The 14,758-nt window shown below is 74.0% G+C and carries 13 protein-coding genes; 3 read left to right on the top strand and 10 right to left on the bottom strand.

What is annotated here, in order from left to right; genetic code table 11:
* The first annotated feature begins 399 nt into the window (after positions 1-399).
* From G011_RS0102390 to G011_RS0102380, 3 genes are all read left to right on the top strand, one after another.
* Positions 400-1,392, top strand: a complete 993-nt coding sequence (locus G011_RS0102390; protein WP_013151937.1) for a MoxR family ATPase — start codon at positions 400-402, stop codon at positions 1,390-1,392.
* A 61-nt stretch (positions 1,393-1,453) separates the two neighbouring features.
* The gene (locus G011_RS0102385) at positions 1,454-2,695 is read left to right on the top strand and encodes a DUF58 domain-containing protein (RefSeq protein WP_026337946.1); all 1,242 of its coding nucleotides are present in this window, start codon (positions 1,454-1,456) and stop codon (positions 2,693-2,695) included.
* 8 nt (positions 2,696-2,703) lie between these two features.
* A complete protein-coding gene (locus tag G011_RS0102380; RefSeq protein WP_019607050.1) occupies positions 2,704-5,106 on the top strand; it encodes a DUF3488 and transglutaminase-like domain-containing protein in 2,403 nt (800 codons plus the stop codon).
* Positions 5,107-5,465: 359 nt separating this feature from the next.
* Here G011_RS0102380 and G011_RS0102375 read toward each other — a convergent pair whose 3' ends face one another.
* The 10 genes from G011_RS0102375 to G011_RS0102330 all read right to left on the bottom strand — a co-directional run bounded on the left by G011_RS0102375 (position 5,466) and on the right by G011_RS0102330 (position 14,682).
* Entirely contained in the window at positions 5,466-5,876 is a 411-nt protein-coding gene (locus tag G011_RS0102375; RefSeq protein WP_013151934.1) for a DUF3040 domain-containing protein, read from the bottom strand.
* A gap of 244 nt (positions 5,877-6,120) precedes the next feature.
* Positions 6,121-7,374 carry a DNA polymerase IV gene (gene dinB, locus G011_RS0102370; protein ID WP_013151933.1) on the bottom strand — a complete coding sequence of 418 codons (1,254 nt, stop codon included), beginning with the start codon at positions 7,372-7,374 and terminating at the stop codon, positions 6,121-6,123.
* A gap of 83 nt (positions 7,375-7,457) precedes the next feature.
* On the bottom strand, positions 7,458-8,246 hold the full coding sequence (locus G011_RS0102365) for a methyltransferase domain-containing protein (RefSeq protein ID WP_019607049.1): 789 nt from the start codon (positions 8,244-8,246) through the stop codon (positions 7,458-7,460).
* A 60-nt stretch (positions 8,247-8,306) separates the two neighbouring features.
* A complete protein-coding gene (nusB, locus tag G011_RS0102360; protein ID WP_013151931.1) occupies positions 8,307-8,720 on the bottom strand; it encodes a transcription antitermination factor NusB in 414 nt (137 codons plus the stop codon).
* On the bottom strand, positions 8,720-9,283 hold the full coding sequence (gene efp / locus G011_RS0102355; protein WP_019607048.1) for an elongation factor P: 564 nt from the start codon (positions 9,281-9,283) through the stop codon (positions 8,720-8,722). The genes nusB and efp overlap by 1 nt, the downstream gene beginning before the upstream one ends.
* Before the next feature lie 136 nt (positions 9,284-9,419).
* Complete coding sequence (gene aroB / locus G011_RS0102350) at positions 9,420-10,520, bottom strand: 3-dehydroquinate synthase (protein ID WP_019607047.1); 1,101 nt, start codon at positions 10,518-10,520, stop codon at positions 9,420-9,422.
* Positions 10,517-11,029 carry a shikimate kinase gene (locus tag G011_RS0102345; protein WP_019607046.1) on the bottom strand — a complete coding sequence of 171 codons (513 nt, stop codon included), beginning with the start codon at positions 11,027-11,029 and terminating at the stop codon, positions 10,517-10,519. Before G011_RS0102345 ends, aroB begins: the two co-directional genes overlap by 4 nt.
* Before the next feature lie 476 nt (positions 11,030-11,505).
* Positions 11,506-12,687, bottom strand: a complete 1,182-nt coding sequence (aroC, locus tag G011_RS0102340; protein ID WP_013151927.1) for a chorismate synthase — start codon at positions 12,685-12,687, stop codon at positions 11,506-11,508.
* A gap of 44 nt (positions 12,688-12,731) precedes the next feature.
* Positions 12,732-13,706, bottom strand: coding sequence for an A24 family peptidase (locus G011_RS0102335; RefSeq protein ID WP_019607045.1), 975 nt, complete (start codon positions 13,704-13,706; stop codon positions 12,732-12,734).
* A gap of 235 nt (positions 13,707-13,941) precedes the next feature.
* Positions 13,942-14,682, bottom strand: a complete 741-nt coding sequence (locus G011_RS0102330; RefSeq protein WP_026337945.1) for an SseB family protein — start codon at positions 14,680-14,682, stop codon at positions 13,942-13,944.
* Between the last annotated feature and the right edge of the window lie 76 nt (positions 14,683-14,758).

The raw sequence follows: 14,758 nt of genomic DNA, 5'->3' as shown, positions 1-14,758 counted from the left end.
CGTTGGCCGTGAGGGTGGGGGAAGGTGGAGGGCGCGGGGTGTGTCGCGGAGGAGGGGACCCTGGGGACCGCGACGACCTGCGGCGACACCGCGCGCGTGCCCGCGTGCGCGCACGCGGAAGGGCAGAGCGGGCTCCCGGCGGGCGGTCCGGCGTGTCGGACCGGCGGGGCGGTGTCCCGGCCGGTCGGAGCCGGGGCCCTAACCCGGCTCCGCGCTCTCGTCCGGCACCGGCGCCACCACCGAGGATCAGGAGGGCGATTGGAGCCCTTTAGCCTCTTTGACCATTCCTGGAACCAATCGGCCGCTGATTCCGGCGCTTTGGTTTGCAATCGGTTGGAATGGGCTTAGCCTCGGTTCCGAACAGCGACACGCGGAGCCACAGGGAGCGGGAGGGGTCTGGTGTCACTCGGTACACACCACGGCGGTCGCGGGGGCGACGTCCAGGGGGACGTCGGTGAGATCGTCGCCGTGGCCGACCGCGTCCGCGCCGCGATCGAGACGGTCATCGAGGGCAAGCCGGAGGTGCTGCGCCTGGCGCTGACGGTCCTGCTCGCCGAGGGCCACCTGCTCATCGAGGACGTCCCCGGCGTCGGCAAGACCATGCTGGCCAAGGCCCTGGGCCGGGCCGTGGACTGCTCCGTGCAGCGCGTGCAGTTCACGCCGGATCTGCTGCCCAGCGACATCACCGGTGTCAGCGTCTACCACCAGGACCGGCGCGAGTTCGAGTTCAACCCCGGCCCGGTGTTCGCCAACATCGTGGTGGGCGACGAGATCAACCGCGCCTCGCCCAAGACCCAGGCCGCCCTGCTGGAGTGCATGGCCGAGCGCCAGGTGAGTGTGGACGGCCAGACCCGCGCCCTGGAACGGCCGTTCATGGTGGTGGCCACCCAGAACCCGGGCGACATGGAGGGCACCTACGCCCTCCCCGAGGCCCAGCGCGACCGGTTCATGGCCCGCGTCTCGGTCGGCTACCCCGCCCCCCAGGCCGAACTCGACATGATCGACTCGCACAGCTCCAGCTCGCCGCTGGAGGACCTGACGCCGGTCACCAACGCCGCCCAGGTCCGCGACCTGGCCGACCGGGTGCGCACGGTGCACGTGGCCCCGGGCATGCGCCGCTACGTCGTGGACCTGGTCAACGCGACCCGCACCAGCCCCGAACTGCGCCTGGGCGCCTCCCCGCGCGCCACCCTGCACCTGGTGCAGGCCGCCCGCGCCTACGCCGCCCTGGACGGACGGCACTACGTCGTCCCCGACGACGTGCAGGCCCTGGCCGTGCCGGTGCTCGCGCACCGGCTGCTGCCCGGCCCCGAGGCGCAGATGGAGCGCCTGACCCCCGAGCAGATCGTGGCCAAGCTGGTCGCGCGCCTGCCCGTGCCCGGCCCGCAGTAGACCCCCGGCGCCCGCGGCCCCCGCTCCACCCCGTACGCACCCGCCCCCTGAGAGAGGGTCCATGCGCCCGCACCGAACCCTCACCGCACGAGGCGTCTGCATGCTCATCCTCGGCCTGACCGCCCTGGTGTCCGGCCTGGTCGTGGGGCAGCGCGAGGTCGTGGGCCTGGGCGTGCTGCTGACCGCGATCCCGCCGCTGTCGGCGCTGACGGTCCTGGGGGCCGCCTCCCGCGTCGCGCACAGCCGCACCCTGTCCCCCGTGCGCATCCCGGCCGGGCACAACGCCCGGGTGGAACTGCGTGTGGGCAACTCCTCGCGGACCTGGCCGGTGGCCGCGCTGTCTGTGCGGGACACGCTGCCCGTGCCGCTGGGCGGCGAACCCCGCTACACGGTGGGCTACCTGGGTCCGCGCGCCGTACGCGACGTCGCCTACCTGGTGCGCCCGGCCGTACGCGGGGACTACCCGGTGGGCCCGCTGTGGGTCGGCGTGACCGACCCGCTGGGGTGCGTGCGGGTCAGCCGCGACGTGGGCGGGCCCTCGCGCCTGCTCGTGACCCCCGTGACCGTCCCGCTGACCGCGCTGGGCGCCGCCGACGGCTCCAAGGGCGAGGACTCGCCGCGGCGTTCGATGAGCGGCGCCGGGGAGCAGGACCCCGTCCCCCGCGAGTACCGGTACGGCGACGACCTGCGCAAGGTGCACTGGCGGTCCACCGCCAAGCACGGTGAGCTGATGGTGCGCCGGGACGAGCAGCACTCGCGGGAGAGCAGCGTGGTCCTGCTGGACACGCGGCGCGGGGCGCACGGGCTCCCTGGGCCCGCCGGATCCCTGGAGACCGCCGTGAGCGCCGCCGCCTCGGTGGCGGTGCACCTGCTCGACGGCGGCCACGAGCTGCGCCTGCACACCGAGCGGGGCCGGGTCCCGACCACGAGCGCGTCGGGCGTGCTGGACAGCCTGGCCGTCGCCGAGCCCTCCGACACCCCGGGGCTGCTCGGCGGGATCGGCATGCTGGCCGAATCCCGCGGGGCGACCGGCCTGGTCGTGGCGGTGCTGGGCGCGGTGGACCCCGAGGAGGCCGCCGCCCTGTCCCGCACGGGCGGCCGGGGCGTGCGCGTGGCCGTGCTGTGCGCGCACGCCGCCTGGCCCGGCCCCGACACCCTGCGCGGGGTCCACGACGTGCTGACCGCGGCCGGATGGCGCGTCCTCGTCCTGGGTTCCACCGCCGAACTGCCCGACCTGTGGCGCCGCGCCTGGGCTCCCGCTCCCGCCGCCGGGCCGCACACCCCTTGGAAGGGTCCGCGTTGAGAGCACTGATGCCCCTGGCCACCCTGGCCTGCCTGCTGATGGCGCTGCCACTGCTGGACGGCCTCGTGCGGGGCGAGGCCTGGTGGGTCCCGGCCCTCGTGATGACGGTGGCGGTGGGCGGGGTGTCCGCGTTGTACCGCCTCAGCGGTTGGAGCTCCTTCCCGGTGCCGTTCCTCCAGGTGCTGGCGGCGGCGCTGCTGATGACGCCGCTGTTCGCCGGACACGTCGCGCCGCTGGGGCTGCTGCCCTCCGGTGACACGGCGGTGCACCTGCTGCGGGTGTTCGACGAGGGCCTGGAGACCATCGACACCAGCACACCCCCGGTCTCCTCCACGGCCGGGGTCATGCTGATCATCGCGCTGGTGTTCGTCCTGTTCGCGATCATCGCGGACTTCCTGGCGGTGACCGCGCGCTGCCCCGGGATGGTCGGCGCCCTGGTGGCCGTACTGATGGCGGTCCCGCTCATCGTGGACGACGCCGGACTGGGCTGGCCGGCCGCGACCAGCGGCGCCGTCGGCTTCCTGCTGCTGCTCGCGGTGGACGTGTGGGTGCGCGGCCGCGAGTGGGGCGTGCGCGTCCCCGACGGCCACGACTCCTCGGCCCGTGTACTGGGCGCGGTGGGCAGGGCGACGACGGCGGCGGTGGCCTCGGCCGCCGCGGTGCTGCTGGCGCTGACGGTACCGCTCGCGGTGCCGTCGCTGCGCACCGACGTGCTCCACACGATGGCCGACGGCACCTACATCGGCACCGGCGGGGACCGCATCACCACCACGCACCCGCTGGTCTCGCTGCGGCGCGAGCTGGCCTCCTCCTCCGACCGCACCGTGCTGACCTACCGGACCGACGCCGAGCGGCCCGACTACCTGCGCACGTACGTGCTGGACGAGTTCGACGGCGCGAACTGGACGATGACGCCGGTCAGCGCCTCGGGCGACACCCTGGTCGACGGGGAGCTGCCGCTGCCCACCGGGTGGGGCTCGGAGCCCTCAGGCGACGCGGTGACCACGCGGATCTCGATGGACTCGGACGCGCCCGGGATCGACTTCCTGCCGCTGCCGTACTGGGCGCGGACTGTGGACGTGCCCGGGGAGTGGTACGCCGACCCGGCGAGCCACGTGGTGTTCACGACCGAGAGCGCGCCCACGGGGCTGAACTTCACCGTGCAGGCCCTGGGCCGGGAGCCGTCCGTCGAGGAGCTGGCCGACAGCGGCAGCCCGCGGTCGCTGCCGGGCGACTTCCGCGACCTGCCCGGCGGCCTGGACCCGCGGGTCCGGGAGCTGGCCGAGGACCTGACCGAGGACGCGCGGAGCCCCTACGAGCGGGCGGTGGCGATCCAGGACTACTTCACTGGGGGCGCGTTCACCTACGACCTGTCCCCGCCCGCGGTACCCGACGGCGCCGACCCGCTCGCCCACTTCCTGTTCGGGGACCGGGTGGGCTACTGCGAGCAGTTCGCCGGGGCGATGGCGGTCATGGCCCGACAGGTGGACATCCCGGCGCGGGTGGCGGTGGGCTACACCGCGGGCGAGCAGCAGGGTGACGGCCGCTGGGCGGTGTCCGTGGGCGACGCCCACGCCTGGCCGGAGCTGTACTTCGAGGGTGCGGGCTGGGTGCGGTTCGAGCCGACCCCCTCCTCCGCCGGGGGGCAGGGCTCGGCGTCGGTGCCCGACTACTCCCGGGGCGGGCAGGGGGGCGTCGACGCCCCGGACGGGGCCGCGGAGGAGACGCGTGAGCCCTCGCCCGAGGAGACGGAGGCCGCGCGGGACGAGGCCACCGCGGAGGCCGGGGAGCCCAGCGAGGCCCCCGAGGCGGAGCCCGAGGACGAGCCCTCCTCGTCGGTGGCCGCCCCGGGCGACGACGCGCGGGGCGGCCCGGACCTGTCGTGGCTGCCCGCGGCGGGCGCCGCCACGGTTGTGCTGCTGCTGTTGGCCCTGCCCGCGCTGGCGCGCGCCCTGACGCGCTGGTTCCGGACGGCGTCGCTGACCGGCGGCGCGGGAGCCGCGGACGCGCACACCGCGTGGCGGGAGCTGCGGGACACCTGTCTGGACCTGGGCGGCGCGTGGTCGCTGGCGGAGAGCCCGCGTGCCACGGCCGAACGCCTGGCCGGTTCCGGTCCGGTGCCCCAGCCCGACGCGGCCCCGGTGGGGCTGATGTCGGGGGCCGTTCCGGGTCCGGTGCCGCCGGAGGCCGCGGCGGCGCTGCGGCGGCTCGCCCTGGCCGAGGAGGAGGCGCGCTACGCGCCCTCGCCCCGGGTCCCGGAAGGGCTGCGCGAGGACCTGCGGACGGCTCTGGCGGGGCTGACCGGTGTGGTCGGCGCGGGAACGCGCGTCCGCGCGGTGCTGCTGCCCCGGTCGCTGGCGCCGTGGCACCGTCCGCGCCGCGCGGCCGACCCCGAGCCCGTGACGCCCTAGCGGTGGCGGCCGTGCCGCCCCGCCTGTGCTGATCCGAGAGGTCGCGCCCCAGCTGGTAGCGGCCGTGTCCCAGCCGGGGGCGGGGCACGGCCTCCGGCGCGCTCCGGCCCGTGTGCGGGCCCGGCGCGCGGACGCCGCCCCCTGTCCCGGGGCGGTCGACAGCAGTACCTCTCCCGTGCACCGCGCCAGTCTCGGACGCCTCCGGGAAACCACGGCCCCCGCCCGAAAAACGTGGTGGGCCCCGCACCACTGTGCGGGGCCCACCACGGGGAACCGGGTGTCCGGCGCGGATCCCCTCCGGGGTCCCCGCCCGACGAGGCACGGCCGGTCGAGACCGGCGAGGGTGTGGGACCGGGGTCCTACTCCTCACCCTCCTGGCGACGGCGCCAGCGCTCCTCGAAACGATTCATCATGCCGGGACGGCTGCCGCCCCGGCGCTTCTGCTTGGGCTCCGCCACCGCGACGCCCTGGTCGGCGCCACCGCTCCCAGAGGCCTTGCGCCAGGCGTTGGCGCCCCACAGGAAGCACAGCAGCATGACCAGGAAACCGAGGACGCTGATGGCGACCTGGGCGACTGTGGACTGGAGCATCAACCCCGTCATCAGCAGCACGATACCGACGACGAAACCGAGTCCGGCCTTGATGATCCAGCGCTTGTAATGGACCGCGGGGTTCGTTTGCCGAACGGTGTTCGCGAACTTCGGGTCCTCGGCATACAGCGCCCGCTCGATCTGGTCGAGCATGCGCTGCTCGTGTTCAGAGAGCGGCACGGCGCCTCCCTACGGCAGTCCCCGGTTGGGGTGACGGGTACTGAAGAACAGTCTCTTGGTCAGTGGTATGCCCAGAATACGATGAGCTAGCGCCCGGTGGAAAGAAAAGCTGCGTGCGTACCTGACCACCACGGGCCACGATACCCTCGCCCTGTATCGGAAACACCGGCTTCCATGCCTCTCTTCTTACCCTCATTCCGGTCCTACCCTGGGGAACGCTCCGAGGGCCCCGGAAGTTGCCGCATCATACGTCGTTTTCGTCACGCTTGGCCAACACGGCCGACTGTATCGCGCCCGGCCCGAAACGTGCCGTTACGCGGTCCATAACCCGTTCAACATCCCTCCAACCCGATTCCTCCTCCCCCAGTGCCAACTGACGGTGCACCTGTTCCACCGGAATGACCCCCTCCACCCGCACCCCCACCAGGCGCAGCGGAACCCCCCGCAACCCGGAGGCGGTGTACAGCTCGCGGGCGACGGCGCTGATCTCGCGGGCCACGTCGGTGCCCTCGGCCAGGGTCCGCGCCCGGGTGATGGTGGAGAAGTCACCGCGGCGCAGCTTCACGCTCACCGTGCGTCCCGCCTGCCCCGAGGCCCTCAGGCGGCGCCCGACCTTCTCGGCCAGCCTCAGCAGCTCGCGGTCCACCACCTCGGGGTCGGCCACGTCCTCGTCGAAGGTCTCCTCCGAGCCGATGCTCTTGTCCGGGGACTCGGGCACGACCGGGCTGGTGTCCACCCCCCGGGACAGCTCGGCCAGGCGGGTCCCGGCCTTGTCGCCCAGCTCCATGCGCAGCAGGTCCGGCTCGTAGCGGGCCAGCTGCCCGACCGTGCGCACGCCCAGCCGGGCCAGGGTCTGCTCGGTCCGGTCCCCCACCCCGGGCAGCGCCCCGACCGGCAGAGGATCCAGGAAACCGCGCACGTGGGCGGTGGGCACCAGGAGCAGGCCGTCGGGCTTGCAGTGCGTGGAGCCGAGCTTGGCGGTGAAGCGGGTGGCGGCCACGCCCACGGAGCAGGTCAGGCGCTGTTCCCGGCGCACCCGCTCGCGGATCATCGCCGCGATGCGCACCGGCCCGCCCAGGCGGCGGCGCGCGCCGGACACGTCCAGGAAGGCCTCGTCCAGGGAGAGCGGCTGCACCAGCGGCGTCACCGAGCGCAGGATGTCCATGACGGCCTCCGACGCCTGGCGGTAGGCGCGGCCGTCGGGCGGGAAGACCAGGGCGTCCGGGCACAGGCGCAGGGCCCGCGCCATGGGCATGGCCGAGTGCACGCCGTGCGCGCGGGCGAGGTAGTCGGCGGAGGAGACCACGCTGCGCGGGCCGGTACCGCCCACGATGACCGGGCGCCCGCGCGCCTCGGGGTGGCGCAGCTGTTCGACGCTCGCGAAGAACGCGTCCATGTCCAGGTGCAGGATGTGGCAGTCGCCGTCCGGTCCGGAGCCGTCCGCGGGGAAGTCCGCGTCCAGCGCCGCGATGCCCTCAGGGGAGACCATGCCCCGCATCGCGGCGCCGCGTTCCAGTTGGCGTCGGCTCATACAGCCAGGTTATGCCGTGCCGGGGGCGCCCCGGCCCCCGGTACCGGGGTTCAGGAGCGGTGCGCGACGACGTGCAGCTGGGTGGCGATGCCGATCAGCTCGGGATGCTCGGCGGCGGCCCTCTCCAGCTCCACCAGGTGCTGCCCGGCGTGGGCGTCGCCCTCCCAGGCGTGCCCGGGCACGAGGTCGGCGAACGCGCGGACGCCGCGGACGCTCTCCCCGGACAGCCCGGCCCGGCCGATCAGCTCCAGGACCTGCTGGCGGGTGAAACGGCGCGGCATCGGGTCGCCCTCGCCCCAGCGCCCGTCGGGGTCGCCGAGCAGGTGGTGGGCCTCGGTGATGTGTCCGGCCAGCGCGCGGTGCAGGGCTCCGGCGACCGCGTTGGTGACCAGCAGGCTCACCGCACCGCCCTCGCGGGTGATGCCGACCACGTCGTGCAGCGCCGCGGCGGGGTCGTCCACGTACTCCAGCACGTTGTGCACCAGGACGAGGTCGGCGCTGGCCGGCGCGAACAGGGCTGCCAGGTCGCGGGTCTCCCCCTGGACCCCGCGCACGGACACACCCCGCTCGGCGGCGCGGCGCTCCAGGGCCGCGAGCGAGTCGGGGCTGGGCTCGACCACGGTCACCCGGTGGCCGAGTTCGGCCAGGGGGACGGCGGCACCGCCGGTGCCCCCGCCCGCGTCGACGATCTCCAGGGGCCCGTCCCCGAGCCGGTCCAGCAGTCCGACGAGGGCGTCCCACACGACCGCGGTCCGGGCCGCGTTGGCGGCCCGCCCCGGGCCGGTCGCCCCGCTCGCGCCGAGGCCGCCGCCCGCGGCCACGCTGGTCCTGTCAGTCACCTGCGTTCCCTCAATCCACGTTGCCCCGACGGTCCCCCGCGCGCCGATGCCGGTCGCGCCCTAGAGCGAGAGCGTCGACTTGTTCTCCATCAGCCTGGACAGGAGTCCGCTGACGAAGTTGGGGGACTCGTCGGTGGACAGCTCCTTGGCCACGCCGACCGCCTCGGCGATCGCCACGCCGTCCGGGATGTCGTCGGCCCACAGCAGTTCGTAGGCGCCCATCCGCAGGATGTTGCGGTCCACGACCGGCATGCGCTCCAGGGTCCAGCCGATGGCGTAGGTGTCCAGGAGCTCGTCGATGCGCTCACGCCGCTCGTCGACCGAGCGGGCCAGACTCTCGGTGAAGTCGTTGATCGGCGGTTCGGGCTGGGCCCGCCGGCGCCGGATGACGTCCTCCACCGAGGTGGCGCGCACCTCGGCCTCGTAGAGGACCTCGACCGCGCGCCGCCGTGCCTTGCGCCGTGCTCCGCTCATCAGTTGACTCGCCCGAGGTAGTCACCCGTGCGGGTGTCGACCTTGACGCGCTCGCCTTCGCTGATGAACAGGGGCACCTGGATGGTGGCGCCGGTCTGGACGGTGGCGGGCTTGGTGCCGCCGGTGGAGCGGTCGCCCTGCACGCCCGGGTCGGTCTGGGTGATCTCCAGCTCGACGGCGGGGGGCAGCTCGATGTAGAGGGGGTTGCCCTCGTTGGTGGCCACGGTGACCTTGGTGTTCTCCAGCAGGAAGTCCTTGCCGTCGCCGACGACGGCCTCCGGGACCGGGATCTGGTCGTAGGTGCTGGTGTCCATGAAGATGAAGGCCTCGCCGTCGTGGTAGAGGTACTCCATCTCGCGGCGGTCGACGTTGGCGAACTCGACCTTGGACCCGGCGTTGAAGGTCTTGTCGACGATCTTGCCCGTGAGGACGTTCTTGAGCTTGGTACGGACGAACGCGCCGCCCTTGCCCGGCTTGACGTGCTGGAACTCCAGGACGTTCCAGAGGACGCCGCCGTCGAGCCGCAGGGTCGTGCCGTTCTTGATGTCGTTCGTCGTGGCCACTTCGGTCGTCTCTCCAAGGGGTTTGACACGTCGGGGACCGACCCCCGCGGGGCCCGGTCGGTGTTCGGTGGGGCCGGGCACGGGCACCTCGGGGAGCTCCCCGGGCGCGCCGGTGCGCACGTCGCCTGTGTGCAGTCTAGTGGCTTCGTGGAACCCGGGTGTCGCCCGTGACCGCGCGGTACGCCTCGTCCAGCAGTTCGGGGGCGGGTCCGCTGAGGATGGCGGGCCGCGCCAGGCCGTCCAGGACGACGAAGCGCAGGGTGGCCCCGCGGGCCTTCTTGTCCACGCTCATGGCGGCGCGCAGTTCGGGCCAGGCCTCGGGGGCGTAGGAGACGGGCAGGCCGACCGAGGAGAGCAGTGAGCGGTGGCGCTGGACCAGGTCGTCGCCCACACGGCCGTCCAGGCGGGCGAGTTCGGCGGCGTAGACCATGCCGATGGAGACGGCGTAGCCGTGCCGGAAGGTGTAGTTCTCGGCGCGCTCGATGGCGTGGCCCAGGGTGTGGCCGTAGTTGAGGATCTCGCGGCGGCCGCTCTCGCGCAGGTCGCCGGAGACGACGTCGGCCTTGACCCGGATGGCGCGCTCGATGAGTTCGCGGGTGTGCCTGCCCCCGGGTTCGGCCGCGCCCTCGGGGTCGTCCTCGACCAGGTCGCAGATGACGGGGTCGTCGATGAACCCGGCCTTGACGATCTCGGCGAGGCCGCCGATGTAGTCGGCGCGGGGCAGGCTCGGCAGGGTGGCGAGGTCGCACAGGACCCCGGCCGGGGGGTGGAAGGCGCCGACGAGGTTCTTGCCCTCGGGCGTGTTGATGCCGGTCTTGCCGCCGACTGCGGCGTCGACCATGCCGAGCAGGGTGGTGGGCACCAGGACCGAGCGCACGCCGCGCAGCCAGGTGGCGGCGACGAACCCGGCCAGGTCGGTGGCGGCTCCCCCGCCCACGCCGACGACGGCGTCGCTGCGGGTGAAGTTGCGCTGCCCGAGCCGGGACCACAGGTCGGCGGCGACGGCGGCGGTCTTGGCGGCCTCGCCGTCCGGGACGGGCATGGAGTGCGCCCGGTAACCGGCGGCCTCCAGGGCGCCGACCACGGGGCGGGCGATCCCGTCCAGGCTCTCGGGGTGGATGACGGCCACCTGGGCGGCGTCGCCGACCAGGGAGGGGAGTTCGGAGAGGACCCCGCTGCCGACCACCACGTCGTAGCGGCCCGCGGAGTCGCCCACACCGATCCGGGTCACGGTCACTGCTGGGCCTTTCCGGAGTCCTGTCCGGCCAGCGAGGGCAGGATGGCGTCGACGATCTCTTCGGGGTGGTAGCCGGTGGTCTCCACGGTGACGCTGGCCAGGCGCTCGTAGACGGGCAGGCGCTCGTTGAGCAGCTGGCGCAGCCGGGTGCGGGGGTTGCCCGCGAGCAGGGGACGGGCCACGTCCATGCCCACGCGCTTGGCGGCCTCACCGAACTCCACCTGGAGGTAGACCACGTGGTGTCCGGCCAGGTCGCGCTGGGTGTCCTCGTCCAGGACCGCGCCGCCGCCGACGGCGATCACGCCCTCCCAGGCGCGCAGCCCCTCGGCGACGACCTCGCGTTCCAGGGCGCGGAAGTGCTCCTCGCCGTCCTCGACGAAGATGTCGCCGATGGGCTTGCCCGCGCGCTTCTCGACCTCGGTGTCGGTGCACAACAGGTCGGCGCCCAGGCGCCCTGCCAGGGCCTCTCCGACAGTGGACTTGCCCGATCCGGGCGAACCGATGAGCACCGCGATCGCTTTTGCCACGCTCTTCCCATCTGGAGAATCCGGGGCACCGCGCGCTGAGAAGCGCTGCCCCCTGCCTTGATCTTGCCGTCCCCCCACCTTAGCTTCGCCGGGGAGACGCGAACCCTTGCCGGGGGTGCGAACCGTTCCCGCGCGTGCGGGGACAGCACGGCCACGGCGTTGTCCTACTCCAGCGGACCTCGGTCCCCGGAGGCGGTGAGAGAGGCCGTCCGCAGGCCGGACCGCGGCACTGGCGGGGACATCCGATCCACCCCTGTGCTCGGATTCGGGGGCGGCTCCGTCGCCCGTGAGCGCGACGAGCGCCCCCGAATCCAGTGCGGCCCTTCCCTTCGCGCCCCGCCAGCCCCGAGGACGCGCCTGTGGACAACCGCTCCGGCAAGGGGCGCCGTGGCGGTTCCCAATCCGCTTCCGTCCCGTTCGTGAACGGGACGGAAGCACGCCGAGGTCGGGATCGAAGGTCAGCGGATGGTCAGCGCGTCCAGGTAGCCCCGGAGGTTGCGCGCGGTCTCGGCGACCGAGTCGCCGCCGAACTTCTCGACGGCGGCCTCGGCGAGCACCAGGGCGACCATCGCCTCGGCGACCACACCGGCGGCCGGGACGGCGGTGACGTCGCTGCGCTGGTGGTTGGCCTGCGCGGGCTCGCCGGTCTCGATGTCGATGGTGTCCAGCGCCCTGGGCACCGTCGCGATGGGCTTCATCGCCGCGCGCACGCGCAGCGGGTCGCCGGTGGTCATACCGCCCTCGACGCCTCCGGCGCGGTTGGTGCGGCGGCGCACGCCGTCCGGACCGGGTTCGATCTCGTCGTGGGCGGCCGAACCGCGGCGGGCGGCGGTGCGGAAGCCGTCGCCGACCTCCACGCCCTTGATCGCCTGGATGCCCATGAGCGCACCGGCCAGGCGCGCGTCCAGGCGCCGGTCCCAGTGCACGTGGCTGCCCAGGCCGGGCGGCAGGCCGTAGGCCAGCACCTCGACCACGCCGCCGAGGGTGTCGCCGGACTTCTTGGTGTCGTCGACCTCCTCGACCATGCGGGCGCTGGTCTGGGCGTCGAAGCAGCGCAGCGGGTCGGCGTCGATGGCGGCCAGGTCCTCCGGGCGCGGCTCGGGGGCGTCCTCGGGCACCGCCACGGGCCCCATGGACACCACGTGGCTCAGGATCTCCACGCCCAGGGCCTGACGGCAGAACTGGCGCGCGACCTCGCCGATCGCGACGCGGGCGGCGGTCTCACGGGCGCTGGCGCGCTCCAGGATCGGCCGCGACTCCCCGTGGCCGTACTTCTGCATGCCGACCAGGTCGGCGTGGCCGGGGCGGGGCCGGGTGAGCGGCGCGTTGCGCGCCACGCTCTCCAGCTCCTCGGCGGGCACGGGGTCGGGGGACATCACCTTCTCCCATTTGGGCCACTCGGTGTTCCCGACCTCGATCGCGACCGGACCCCCCTGGGTGCGGCCGTGTCGGATGCCCCCGATGACGGAGACCTGGTCCTTCTCGAACTTCATCCGGGCACCCCGCCCGTACCCGGCGCGACGGCGGAGCAGCGCGGCGGCGATGTCGTCCGAGGTGACGGACACACCGGCCGGGAGGCCCTCAAGAATCGCGACGAGTGCGGGTCCGTGGGACTCCCCCGCGGTCAGCCAACGCAACATGTGCACGATCCTTTCACGGATCGGTGCGCGGTGGAGCGCCGGGTTCAGGGTTGTGGAAACAGCGCTGCTCCCGTCAGGACGGTGGCCAGCGCTGCGGCGAGCATGAACGGACCGAGCGGGAAGGGATCCCTGCGGGTGAGCCGCCGCAGCGCCATGAGCACGACCCCCACCAGGGAGAAGGCCGCGAAGGCCCAGAACACGGCGACCAGCGCGCCGAGGGTCCCCGCCGCCCACCCCGCGTACAGCGCGGTGAGCCCGGAGAGCTTGACGTCGCCGAACCCCAGCCCCGCGCTGTGCACCCGCCACAGCAGCCAGTACAGCACCGTGACCATGACCATGCTGGCGAGCGCCCCGGCGGCCCGGTCGGTGTCGGGTCCCTCGGGGGGCAGCAGGACGGCCAGCCCGATCAGGACCGCGGCGACGGGGTAGGCGGGGAGGACGACGGCGTCGGGCAGGCGCATGACCCGCAGGTCGATGACGGCCAGCGGCACGCCGACGGCGGTCAGCCAGAGCACGGCCAGCACGCCGAACGGGGACCAGTCGGGTTGGAGGGTGGCCCACAGGCCGACGCAGCCGAAGAGCGCGGCGGTCACGACGACGACGGCGGGGTGGGACCGGACGACCTGCTCGCAGTGGGGGCAGGCCCCCCGTCTTCGGAACGTCCGGGCCTCCACCGCCGGGAACCAGCGCAGGAAGCGCAGCTCGGCGCGGCAGTGGGGGCAGCGGGGCGGCGGCGGGCCCTCGTCGTCGTCCGGCGGCGGGAGCCGGCGCTCGCCGCGCGCGTCCTCCCCGGTGTCGGGGACCGCGGTGGCGTCGTCGCGCGCGGGCTGGACGTGCCGGTCGGCGGAGGGCGTGAGCGAACCGCGGGAGGCGGGTGCGGGCGGCGGGTTGGCGGGGCCGAAGAGGTGGACGAGGCGGCCGTTGACCTGGCCCACCACCACTCCGAGCAGGGCGAGGAGGACGGCGACGGACGCCGTCCACAGGTGCGGATGGAGGAGGAGTGTCGAGGGGGTGGGCATGATGGGAAGCTACCCTTCCGGGGCCCGCGGCGACACCGCCCGGTCCGGCCTGTGGAAAACTCCCCGTCCGAGAACGCCGCGGCACCGCGCGCCCGCACGGCGCACGCACGGGACGAGGGCGTGGAGCGGTCCACGACCGCGGGGATCGCGGCCCGGCCGGAAACGCCCGGGACAAGGCGCGGAGCGGTCCACGACCGCGGAGCTCGCGGCCCGGCCGGAAGCGATCGGGACGGAGTCAGTCCCGGGCGGCGGTCCCGGGCCCGTTCGGGGGCGCGTCGTCGCGCTGGGCGCGCACGACGGCGCTCAGTTCGATGCCTCCGGGCAGCACGTGCCGCAGTTCGGCGGTGAGCCGCTCGGCCACGCGCCGCAGGACCTCGTCGTCGCGCTCGTCGAGTTCGAGGCGGATGCCGATCTCGCCGCGCTCGGAGGGGTGGATGCGGACGCGCTCGATACCGAACTCGCCCTTGGTGACCTGGTAGATGAGTCCGAGGACCTGCGGGTCGTCCTTGGGCTCGGGGACGGCGCCGGTCTCGGCGATCATGCTGAGGAAGGGGCCCTGAACGGTGTAGGGCACGGGGCCGGCCACGTCGAGCACCAGCGCGTCCGCCTCCTCCTCCAGGGCCGCCTGGCAGGCGTCCCTGACGGTGAAGGGCACGGGGCGCGCGTCCGGGCGCCAGCGGCGGACCGCGTCCACGGAGGTGAAGGCGAGCATGCCGCGCCGCCCGTCCCTGCCGGTCATGATCGGGACGGCGACCTCGCTGTTCTTGTCCTTGGTGAGCCCGCCGACGCCCTCCTCGGTCTCGGTGGCCACGGCGACCACGGGGATCAGCACGCGGGTTCCGCTGAGCGCGGCCAGCACCTGGCGGTCGCCCGTCGCGCCCGTCGCGTGTTCGCGCAGGCGTGCCTCGACCCCGGGATCGACGCTGCCGTCGTCGTCGCGGAAGTTCTGGGCGCCGATGATGGATGGTCTGCTCACGTGCACCGACTCTACCCGTGGGGCGCGGGGCCTGTGGCGGGCACGCCCGAAACGGCGCGAACCGGGCGGCGCGCCC

The sequence above is a fragment of the Nocardiopsis sp. CNS-639 genome (assembly GCF_000381685.1).
Lineage (GTDB): Bacteria > Actinomycetota > Actinomycetes > Streptosporangiales > Streptosporangiaceae > Nocardiopsis > Nocardiopsis dassonvillei.
The sequence above is the reverse complement of the archived record's forward strand: the minus strand, read 5'-3'. Positions and strand labels throughout refer to the sequence as shown.

What these genes read in the sequence shown, in the direction of transcription:
- G011_RS0102385 (WP_026337946.1), top strand. Translation starts at nt 1,454, where the DNA reads ATGCGCCCGCACCGAACCCTCACCGCACGAGGCGTCTGCATGCTCATC.
- G011_RS0102380 (WP_019607050.1), top strand. Translation starts at nt 2,704, where the DNA reads ATGCCCCTGGCCACCCTGGCCTGCCTGCTGATGGCGCTGCCACTGCTG.
- dinB (WP_013151933.1), bottom strand. Translation starts at nt 7,374, where the DNA reads ATGCGGGGCATGGTCTCCCCTGAGGGCATCGCGGCGCTGGACGCGGAC.
- nusB (WP_013151931.1), bottom strand. Translation starts at nt 8,720, where the DNA reads ATGAGCGGAGCACGGCGCAAGGCACGGCGGCGCGCGGTCGAGGTCCTC.
- aroC (WP_013151927.1), bottom strand. Translation starts at nt 12,687, where the DNA reads ATGTTGCGTTGGCTGACCGCGGGGGAGTCCCACGGACCCGCACTCGTC.
- G011_RS0102335 (WP_019607045.1), bottom strand. Translation starts at nt 13,706, where the DNA reads ATGCCCACCCCCTCGACACTCCTCCTCCATCCGCACCTGTGGACGGCG.